This is a genomic window from Rhodanobacter sp. Root179 (assembly GCF_001428465.1).
GTDB lineage: Bacteria > Pseudomonadota > Gammaproteobacteria > Xanthomonadales > Rhodanobacteraceae > Rhodanobacter.
Genome location: NZ_LMHR01000084.1, coordinates 107,043 through 116,368, shown reverse-complemented (window position 1 = coordinate 116,368; position 9,326 = coordinate 107,043). Strand labels below are relative to the sequence as shown.

The 9,326-nt window shown below is 56.9% G+C and carries 9 protein-coding genes and 1 pseudogene; 7 read left to right on the top strand and 3 right to left on the bottom strand.

Annotated elements, in window-relative coordinates; genetic code table 11:
* Nucleotides 1-201 precede the first annotated feature (201 nt).
* The 5 genes from ASD82_RS17425 to ASD82_RS13150 all read left to right on the top strand — a co-directional run bounded on the left by ASD82_RS17425 (nt 202) and on the right by ASD82_RS13150 (nt 4,555).
* Nucleotides 202-1,014, top strand: a complete 813-nt coding sequence (locus tag ASD82_RS17425) for an AAA family ATPase (protein WP_082585352.1) — start codon at nt 202-204, stop codon at nt 1,012-1,014.
* Nucleotides 1,015-1,422: 408 nt separating this feature from the next.
* Entirely contained in the window at nt 1,423-2,163 is a 741-nt protein-coding gene (locus ASD82_RS17810) for a hypothetical protein (RefSeq protein ID WP_157599273.1), read from the top strand.
* A 711-nt stretch (nt 2,164-2,874) separates the two neighbouring features.
* On the top strand, nt 2,875-3,528 hold the full coding sequence (locus tag ASD82_RS17805) for a hypothetical protein (RefSeq protein ID WP_157599272.1): 654 nt from the start codon (nt 2,875-2,877) through the stop codon (nt 3,526-3,528).
* Between the two features lie 153 nt (nt 3,529-3,681).
* Nucleotides 3,682-4,185 (top strand): hypothetical protein, encoded by a 504-nt coding sequence (locus ASD82_RS17800; RefSeq protein WP_157599271.1) that lies wholly within the window; start codon nt 3,682-3,684, stop codon nt 4,183-4,185.
* 133 nt (nt 4,186-4,318) lie between these two features.
* Nucleotides 4,319-4,555, top strand: coding sequence for a hypothetical protein (locus ASD82_RS13150; RefSeq protein ID WP_056079802.1), 237 nt, complete (start codon nt 4,319-4,321; stop codon nt 4,553-4,555).
* A 74-nt stretch (nt 4,556-4,629) separates the two neighbouring features.
* On the opposite strand, the gene ASD82_RS13145 is transcribed toward ASD82_RS13150, so the two are convergent.
* The gene (locus tag ASD82_RS13145) at nt 4,630-5,328 is read right to left on the bottom strand and encodes a transposase (protein WP_056718271.1); all 699 of its coding nucleotides are present in this window, start codon (nt 5,326-5,328) and stop codon (nt 4,630-4,632) included.
* 214 nt (nt 5,329-5,542) lie between these two features.
* Here ASD82_RS13145 and ASD82_RS13140 point away from each other — a divergent pair, with 214 nt between their 5' ends.
* Nucleotides 5,543-6,460 (top strand): NADP-dependent oxidoreductase, encoded by a 918-nt coding sequence (locus tag ASD82_RS13140; protein ID WP_056718270.1) that lies wholly within the window; start codon nt 5,543-5,545, stop codon nt 6,458-6,460.
* Between the two features lie 233 nt (nt 6,461-6,693).
* Here the strand turns inward: ASD82_RS13140 and ASD82_RS13135 are convergent, their stop codons facing one another.
* Nucleotides 6,694-7,710, bottom strand: coding sequence for an alpha/beta hydrolase (locus ASD82_RS13135; RefSeq protein ID WP_235580718.1), 1,017 nt, complete (start codon nt 7,708-7,710; stop codon nt 6,694-6,696).
* A 501-nt stretch (nt 7,711-8,211) separates the two neighbouring features.
* On the opposite strand from ASD82_RS13135, the gene ASD82_RS13130 reads away from it, so the two are divergent.
* Nucleotides 8,212-9,015: a DUF3667 domain-containing protein gene (locus tag ASD82_RS13130; RefSeq protein ID WP_082585351.1), complete on the top strand. Its 804-nt coding sequence runs from the start codon at nt 8,212-8,214 to the stop codon at nt 9,013-9,015.
* A 74-nt stretch (nt 9,016-9,089) separates the two neighbouring features.
* On the opposite strand, the pseudogene ASD82_RS18130 reads toward ASD82_RS13130, so the two are convergent.
* Nucleotides 9,090-9,179: pseudogene (locus ASD82_RS18130) on the bottom strand (transposase); the annotation flags it as partial.
* Between the last annotated feature and the right edge of the window lie 147 nt (nt 9,180-9,326).

The window sequence follows — 9,326 nt, the reverse complement described above, 5'->3', positions numbered from 1 at the left end:
GGTGAGGCGCGGAACGCGCTGGTGCCGGGGAGCTTGCGGACGCTGCAGGACACGGCGCGGGAGCGGGGGAATGTGTTTGAGCGGTTGATGGAGGCGGTGAAGTACAACTCGTTGGGGCAGATTAGCCATGCGCTCTATGAAGTCGGGGGGGAGTATCGGAGGAATATGTGAACTGGTCCGGCATAAATTCAGGGGAAGAATATGGCAAAGGAAATAGTGGTCGCGTGCGTTAACTTGAAGGGCGGTGTAGGGAAAACCGCGCTCGCAGTAAATTTCGCTGCGTACGCTGGACAAACAGGTCTAAAAACTCTTCTCGTTGATTTGGATCCGCAAACGAACGCGACCTTTTCATGCATAACCGCTAAGCAATGGGAAGACCATTCTCTTTCTCATGGAACTGTCGCGGATATTCTTGGTGCGAGAAAGTCGTTTGGTGCAACGGGTGTGGAAAAGAAGCCAGAAGAAGTTGTCATTAAAGATGTATTCGACAATGTTGATCTGATTCCGTCACATTTAGATCTCTTTACCATCGACCTCGATATGGCCGGCGCTACTGCGCGAGAAACAAAACTTGCGAGATCAATGAAAGATTTCAAGAAAAATTACGATTTAATCATCTGCGACTGTCCACCAAATTTAACAATTCCCACCCAGAATGCTCTCGCGATGAGCAACTATTATGTGATCCCGGTCTCCCCCGACTATCTTTCAAGCATAGGGGTGGCTCTTCTCAAAACAAGGGTGGCCGGTTTCTGTGCCGATATTTCTCATGGAATTGATCTTGCTGGCATCGCATTGACGCGGATTGGACGTCCCGCTATTTATAGGGATGAAATCGTTTCCGCGCTTAGGAAACAGTTTGGCGCCGAAGTTCTTGAGAGCGAAATAAAAGAACGAGTTCAAGTAAGCGAGACTGCCTCGAGGCAAAAGCCAATCTTTGTTGGGAGCGACAAGGACGCCATTAACGAATTTACGAACCTTTCACTTGAAATAATTGGTAGGATCGGCGCATGAAACGTACTAATTTATCTACACATGAGTTGGCAGATATTCTCGTTATGTTGGCTCGGTTGTTGCGTTCGATGCCTGAAGGCCCGCTAGATGAAGAGTTCAAGCGTGCGAGATATCGCGACCACGAACTCAGGTCTAGTGCACACAGTGACCCGTCCGCGCTGGTCGCTCTGGTTGGTTTCTCCAAATTCACAAAGTCCGATTGGGTTAACTTTATACACGAGTTAGACTTGCCAATAGTCATTGAGCCCCGCCATGCGTCACGAGACTTGATGGGGAAAATCGTGAGCTATTTCGCAGACCATCCGGAAGGACGAGCGCGCTTGCGTAGTATTTCTAAGCGCGGAGCACGCGGTGATTCGTCCCAAGCCCTCCTGGACGCTTTCTCGGTTCTGATGCGGAATTAGTAATATGCCAGTGACGATCGAGGCGGAGTTCCGCGCTAATTACGACACGTTCAAGGTCGCCGCAGAAGCGAGTAACGCAAATGTTAAGGGCGCACTTTCCGCGAACGACAAAATTTTCCTTAGCAGCTATAGATTAATCTGCGCGTTTCGCGGATGGCACGAGGTCGGCCTAGTCTCGCTGAGCGATGATGTAATTGGCTTCTTCATTGAAGCGCATAACGATTTGCTCACATCGCATGTTCACGCAACCAGTGGGATGTGGAGATCCGCGTTAATTTCGTTGCGATCCTTCATGGAAAGTTATCTAGCCTTTGTTTACTTCAAGGACCATCCAGTTGAGTTGGCTCAGTGGAAGGTTGGCGAACTTCGCTTGGAGCCCAAGGTGCTGAGACAGTATTGTGTGAAGCACCCGGAACTAAAGAAATATTTTGTGGTGAAGAGTGCGACTCAACGGCTGGATAGCGAGTATTCGAAACTATCGGGATCAGTTCATGGTTCAAAGGTTGATTTTCGGATGACGAGCGCGTCGGCTTATCCGGCGATAGCCACAGATGACTTATCTAGGCTTAGGGCTTGGCAAAAATTACAGACGCAAAGTGTTCGAACATCACTACTCATTTTTTTCGGTTTGTTCGCGAGCCGACTTCAGGGTGCAGCGCATCCGATATTTAGGAAAGTTTTGGCTGCAAATTTCCCTCCGAAAATTCGTCAGGACTTGAAGGCTCAGTTGGGCATAAACATCTGACTAGAAAAACGGGGTCAGGTTCACTTACAACCGTTTGAATTGGCGCACGGCGAAGGTGAACTGCCCTGCTGCGTAGCGGCAAGATGTCTGGATGGCTTGAGGTGGGGTAGACGGGAACCTAGCCACGTTTTTATGCTTGACCTGTTCCGCGAATAGAAAAGAGGAGGTCGACAATGTTAATGGGCTTTATTTTTTTCGCCTGGCAGAGCACTGCGACTCCTCCACCGTCCAACAACGGGTCTGAATTTCGGCGCTTGGTTGCGGCTGTGCGTGAAATGTCTAAACCTGATCCAGACCTCGTGCCTACGCTCGATGAAATCGCCGTTTGCCAAAAGGCTGGGGGCGACGCAGTGAACTGTTACGTAGATGCATCACCCAAGCGTTGCAAGGAGGCCTCAATTAATATGGTTGGCAACCCAACCTTGTGGAAACGAACTTGGTTGCTATGCGTCAAGTCGTGCGCTCGGGCCGGGGTATATGACCGGTACCTCGGCGATTGTCGGAAATAGAGGCGAAGAACGGGGTCAGGTTCACTTACAACCGTTTGAATTGTCATGATGCGGTCGATGTGGGGGCCTGATGCCGGCGAAGCGTTGGGTGTTGGCTTCCACCATCGCGCGGAAGTCATCGGGGAAAACGGGGTAAGGTTCACTTACCGCCCATAACCGGGCAGTAACGGGCTCCGTTTCACTTCTAAAGGAGAGGGTTCAGTTGACCAACGACGCTGCTCGCACAAGTGCTCTGGAACGACTTGAGCGCGTCAGATTTGGAACTTGCGCTCTGCACCGCGCGATTGACGTGCTGTGGGATGAACTGCCTCAGCCTCGAATTCCGCGGCAACTAGTTGTGCGAGGTTTCGCTAACATTGTCCGGCAGCACGTTATCTCGCAATGGATATTGGTCCAAAGGGAACTGGACGTCTCAGCCGCCGCGCTGGTCCGGCCCACATACGAAGCTTTGTTGCGGGTCATTTGGACGATGTGCGGCGCTGAAGATCAATGGATTGACGGCTTCCTCAGGCCCAATGAAGACGCGACAAACTCAGATGCGGAAACCCGGAAGGGACCCGATGTCGTAGCTATGTTGGCTACGATTGAGCGTCATCATCCACCAGACATCTACCTACCGCTGCTTCACTTGAAGGAAGCGACCTGGCGAGCAATGCATTCATACGTTCACGGAGGCATTCGGCCGGTTGTGCAAAGCTTCGTCGAATTTCCTGCCCATGAGGCAGCCTCGCTTCTGATCAATGCGAACGGTATGTTGATCATTGCCACGAACGCGGTTCGCATGGCTTATGGTCTTCGGTCTCCCATGCTGCCAGATTTGCAGACGCAATTTGCGGATTGCCTTCCGAATGGTTAGCTAAAAACATGGGTCTAAAACAGGGGGCACGGAGAACGGGGTCCAGAGAACGGGGTCAGAGAACGGGGTCGAGAACGGCAGATAAGGGGTCAGGTTCATTTAATCCTGATTTTTGGCGACTTGGTTGGCCTGCCGCGCAGGTCAGGGGGGTATATGATTTTTGGCACACCATCATTGATAAATGAGGTCGAGAGGGGGCGATATCGTCGAAAAAGGATGATCGCCTTATGGACTGTCACTATCTCGGCAGCATTGCTTTTTTTGGGATGTTTGTTAATTCCTGGTATGTTCGATGCTTTAATGGCATTCTTAAGAGCATTTTTTACGATATTAATAATCAGCGTAGTGGTATTTGTAGTTCTGTTGTTGGCAGGTAGGGATCTTGGCCGTCAAAGCGGTGCGTTCGCCTTTGTCGGCGCCGCGCTAACGTTTGTGTTTCTTTGTGGTTACTCGATATTCCATGGTTTTCAGGATGATGTATCTGCCTCATCCAGTGCCTCCGTGGTTAGCGACGTTCCATATGCAAGTTCTGTTTCGAATAAAAGGCCTGAAAAAAGTAAGACAGTTTATTTGGAAAATTATAGGCAGAAAGGCGATACACAGGCTATTCGGTGTGAAGAAATTGGTGGTCAAGTCGAGTGCCACGCAGCGAAGTAAGAGAAAAATATGTCGAGCATAATGCCTGGTGGTCGAAACAGGGGTCAGAGTGCACTTTAAATGAGCGTCGTTGGTGTAAAAGTCGACTCTGACCCCAGTTTCGGATTCCATACTCCAACGATGAGCGAAAACCATGGCTGATATTGACGGGCAGACCCTGCTGATGGCCGTGCAGGCGGTGCAAATGCAGATCCACTCCTTGGAAACAGAGATCGACCAGGCGGGCGAGGACGACGACGTCAGTGATCAGGAGGATCTCCTGATGGGCTACATGCGGGCCGCCGCCACCCTGCGCCTTGCCTATGAAGCCGAAGAGATGGCCAGCAGCAACCTTCCCCCGTACGACAGGTTGGTTCCTACGCGAGGATGAAAATGGGGGTCTAAAAACAGGGGGCAAAAACAGGGGTCGGACAAAAACAGGGGTCAGAGTGCACTTTTCAAGGCTTATTCTCCTTGAGGCACTTTGCGCGGACGTCCGATTTTTGCCGGCCCTGCGCGGCGTGACAGCTGCGTTTCGATAGCGCTGCGGAAGCGGTCTGAGCCCAGCGCGTGCTGTCGTTGAAGATGCGCGCGTATGGCGTCGAGGTGATTTTGGGACAGGTTTTCCATGGCGAGGGTGCGGTATGCGTTGTATCGCTCCTCGTCGGTTCTTCCCAGCGCCAGATAGACGGGGTGGGGATGAATCAAAGGGTCGTCGTGGCCGAAAGCATTGTGTGCGTGGCTTGACCAGGCATAGTCGAGCGGGTCGGCGGTCATGCGAGCGCGGACCGGGTTGAGTTCGATGTAGCGATAGCAGTGGAGCAAGTAGGTTTCCCGATCTACCAGTGACGACTTGTAGCGACCTTCCCACAAGGTGCCGGTGCGTCGGTATCGATCGTTGATGTAGCGCACGTAACGTCGCCCCAGGGATTGCATCACGCGCGCAATCTGGCCACTGGCGGCTGGCGTCATCAAGAGATGTACGTGATTGGTCATGAGCACATACGCGTGGACGTTGCAGCCCTCGCGCATCGAGATCTCGCGCAAGTCTTGCAGGTAGCGCACACGGTCTACGTCGGTAAAGAAACAAGGTTGGCGATCATTGCCGCGTTGGACGACGTGTTGGGGAATGTAGGCACGATCGAGTCGTGGCTGGCGGGGCATCGCGGCGTCCGTGCTGGAATGGCTCCAGTTTCCCAGTGCTGCGGGTTCCGTCTGTCGGGCCATTCCGCGAACTTCCGTCAGAAGTGCACTCTGACCCCGGTTTTCTCACCGGCGCTTTAGGTAACCACTCTGCATTTTGCATCGAATAACGAACGAGCTTTCCAATTCGACGACATGTCCACCCAGGGGACAAATCACCGAGGAGACAATGACAATGAAGGCGATCGTGGTAGCCGACGAGGCCGCGGGAACGGCGGGGATGAAGCTGGCGGAGCGCCCCGAGCCGCAAGCCGCGATAAACGATGTCGTTGTGCAGATTCATGCGTCGGGATTCGTCGGAACCGAGCTGACGTGGCCCTCGACCTGGACCGATCGCCTCGACCGCAACCGGACGCCGACGATTCCCGGGCACGAGTTGGCTGGAGTGATCACTGCGCTGGGCTACGGCACGGCCGGGCTATCGGTGGGGCAGCGGGTATTCGGCCTCGCGGACTGGTATCGCGACGGCACTCTGGCGGAGTATGTGGCGATCGAGGCACGCAACCTCGCGCCGCTGCCGGGCGACGTCGACTTCACGGTGGGCGCGAGCCTGCCGATCTCGGGCCTGACGGCATGGCAGGGACTGTTCGAGCACGGCCGTCTTCGGGCGGGGCAGAGCGTCATCGCGCACGGCGCGGCCGGTGCGGTCGGGTCGATGGTGACGCAACTCGCGCGTGAAGCGGGCGCCTATGTCATCGGCACCGGCCGCGCCGCCGACCGTCAGAAGGTGCTCGACTTCGGCGCGCAGGAGTTCGTCGACCTCGACAACGACACGCTGGAAGACGTCGGCAAGGTCGATCTGGTGTTCGATGTCATCGGCGGCGACATCCAGAAGCGATCCGCAGGCCTGATTCGAGCCGGTGGAACGCTGATGACCATCGTCGCGCCGGCCGAAACGCGGCCCGTCGATGGCCTGGCGGTCGACTTCGTGGTCGAGTCCAACCGCGCCCAACTGGGCGAGATCGTCCAGCGCGTACGGGACGGCAGATTGCGGACGAACATCGGCAACATCGCCACCCTCGACGATGCCGTCGCTGCTTTCAACCCGACCCGGCGGATCAGCGGGAAGACGATCATTCGCGTTCATCCGTGAAGAACGAGGCCGGGTTGGGAGTAAAGGGGGCGTGGCTAATTAAATGTCTTCCTGGATGCTTGCCCGCGGTGACCGTCCACGCGGGCGGTACACGGCAGGACATCCCAGGGCGGTTTCCACCATGCGCTGGAAGCGCTCGTCACCAAGGGCGCGTTCCTGGCTGGCATACGCACGCAAGCGCTACAGATCCCCAAGTGCAATGCCTGTATCCGACCATTGTTGGTAGGGCAGCGTTACTTCGCTGCGCGCTGCGTCATCCCCAGCGCTTGCCTGACCGCCTTGACTACCGCGTCCGGCTGATCGATCTGAATGTCATGCGAGCTATCCGGAACGTGTACCAGCGTGCCGCGAGAGGATGTGGCGACGATCTGCGCCTGCGTGTGGGCCCGGGCTTCTTCCAGCCCCTTGCGGTCACGCGGCAGCGCATCGGCATAGGTGTTGGCGGCGGACAGCACGATCAGGGGTGTCGAGCCGTGCGTCTCCTGCTTCGACACGGGCTGCTTGAACACCTCGACATTGGTCTGGAGTACCGACAGCACGGTGTGCCAGTACGCCGGCTTCGACATCAGGGCCAGGTTCACCGCGTTGAGCTTGGCGCTGGCGCGCGGATCGGGCCCGCCGAGACACTGGCTCAGTTCCTTATGGGTGGATGTCAGTTCGTGCTTTTCGGCGGCGGCCTCACAGTGGCGAAGAAACGCGAACCGCTGTACCGAGAGGGTGTCCTCGTCCTTCTGCCATGCGGGGGCAAACCGGCCGATGTCCTGCGCGGGCGGATCGAGCAGGACCATCGCGCCCACGTCCGCCGGATAGCGGCTTGCGTACTGCCGAACGATGTTGCTACCCAGCGAATGCCCCACCATCACCAGTGGGGTCGAGAGGCCGGCCTGCTGGATCAGCGCGTGCAGATCCGACACGTCGGCGTCGAGACCTCGCGGCATCGGCCCCTCGCTGCTGAAGCCGAAGCCGGCCCGGTCGTACGCGCAGACGCGCGCGTGGGCGGCCAGGAGCGGCTGCACCTCGAACCACGTGGAGGAATCGGCGACTGCGCCAGCCTCCAGCAAGACGGTCTGCGGTCCGCTGCCCGAACAGCGCAGGTTGAGATGGCGGCCATCGCCGAGGTCGATCAGCTTTGCCGCCTGCGCATAGCTGTCCGGCATGCGCTGCGACGCGGTGGCGTGGCTGGCTTCAGTGGCCATGGCCTGGCCGAGCATCATGGCCAGTAAAAGGGCGCCGCCAGCTTTCAGATGCATCTTGTTCAAGGAATGTCTCCCGTCGATGGCCCGGACCGAGGCGCGGGCAGGGCGTCTTCATCGACTTGAGGCGGCGCAAAAAGTTCAGCAAGAAGGTGTCAGGGACAATTTTTGACGGCGGACGTTGACGTTCAAATTGTCCCTGACGCCTTTTGCCCCGGCGACCCGATCAAGCAGCAACCGGAAGTGGACTGGCGAACGTCTCCGGCGAGGGCTCGGCCACGTCGCCGGCCACGTCGTCAGCCGGGGGCGGCGGAGGCAGACCGCCGCTCCGCGTTGGCTGGGCCTTCCCTGAGGGAAAGCAGCGAGACGGGGTCAGGTTGAGCTGGCCTCGTTGGCATGACCCCATTGGCACGGGAAAGCGAAACTGACCCCATGCGGTTTGACCCGATCTTCCGCCCCCCATGATCAGACGCGGTTTTTCTTTGATCTGGTCGCGCTTCCTGTTCCTGCTCGTGTAAAAATCGGGCAGGACACTCCAAGGGGCGGCAGACAGTGAGAATGCTTCAATCAGGCGCTTGCGCCAATTGCGATCGCGCCATTGCCGGTCCTGATCAGAAATTCTGTCCCACTTGCGGCCAAACCACGCCCGCACACCGCATCGATTGGCATTTCCTCGGGCATGAGCTGGAGCACAGTGTGCTGCACATGGACCGGGGCATCTTCTATTCGCTCAAGGAGCTGATGCTGCGGCCGGGCCATTTGATGCGCGACTACATCGAAGGGCGGCGCGCCAACCAGGTCAAGCCGATGTTGCTGTTGATGATCTCGGCGGCGCTGGTGGTATTGCTTGGCAAGTTTCTGCTGGGCGGCGATCTGATCGGCCCCTCCCTGCAGGCTGGCGCCGGTTATGTCGAGGGCTCCAGCGTCGGGGTTGAGGGAGGCGCAGCAGCTGCAGCGTCGGCCAAGACCGCAGTTGCGGTGAAAGACTGGATCAATGCACACCTGGCCGCATTTACGCTTCTTCTCCTGCCGTTTCAGGCCGGGGCCTTCTGGTTGGCCTTCAAGGGCAGGGGGCTGAACTACCCCGAATGGCTGGTGATCTCAGCCTTCCTGACTGTGCAGACGTTCATTTTCATGGCGGCTGCCGTACTCGTCCAGAGGTGGCTGCCAAGCGCGCAAATGTGGGTTGTTCCCTTTGCCTTCTTCTATCTGGTCTTTTCACTGGTGCAGTACTTCCAGAGCTCCTCGCGCTGGAAGACCGCGCTGCGCGCCTTGCTGGGCTTCATCCTGTTCACGGTGGTCAGCTCTCTGATCTCTGCTGCCGCAGGGTTTGTATTGATCTCCATGTCGATGCTTGGCTAAAAGGGAAAACGCGCCAGGGACGACTGGCACTGACTCAAGCTCGTCATCCCCTTTGTTCTGGCCCCCTTTGTTCTGTCATCCAGAAAGATGGCGCGTCGATTGACTCCGCGCTGGGTGATGTGGAGCGGTACGCCTGGGATTTCCAGGCGAGCTTGGCGTGGCATGAGCAGAGTCGATAGCCGGCGTATCCCAGTGTCCTGCTACATGGCAACGGGCAGCATCGGCGACGCGAGACGGCGCAGGTAGGTGCATGTCGGGTTTCTCGGTCACTCTCCGTCCCGTTTTAGCGAAGTCGAGTCGGGTCGAGTACG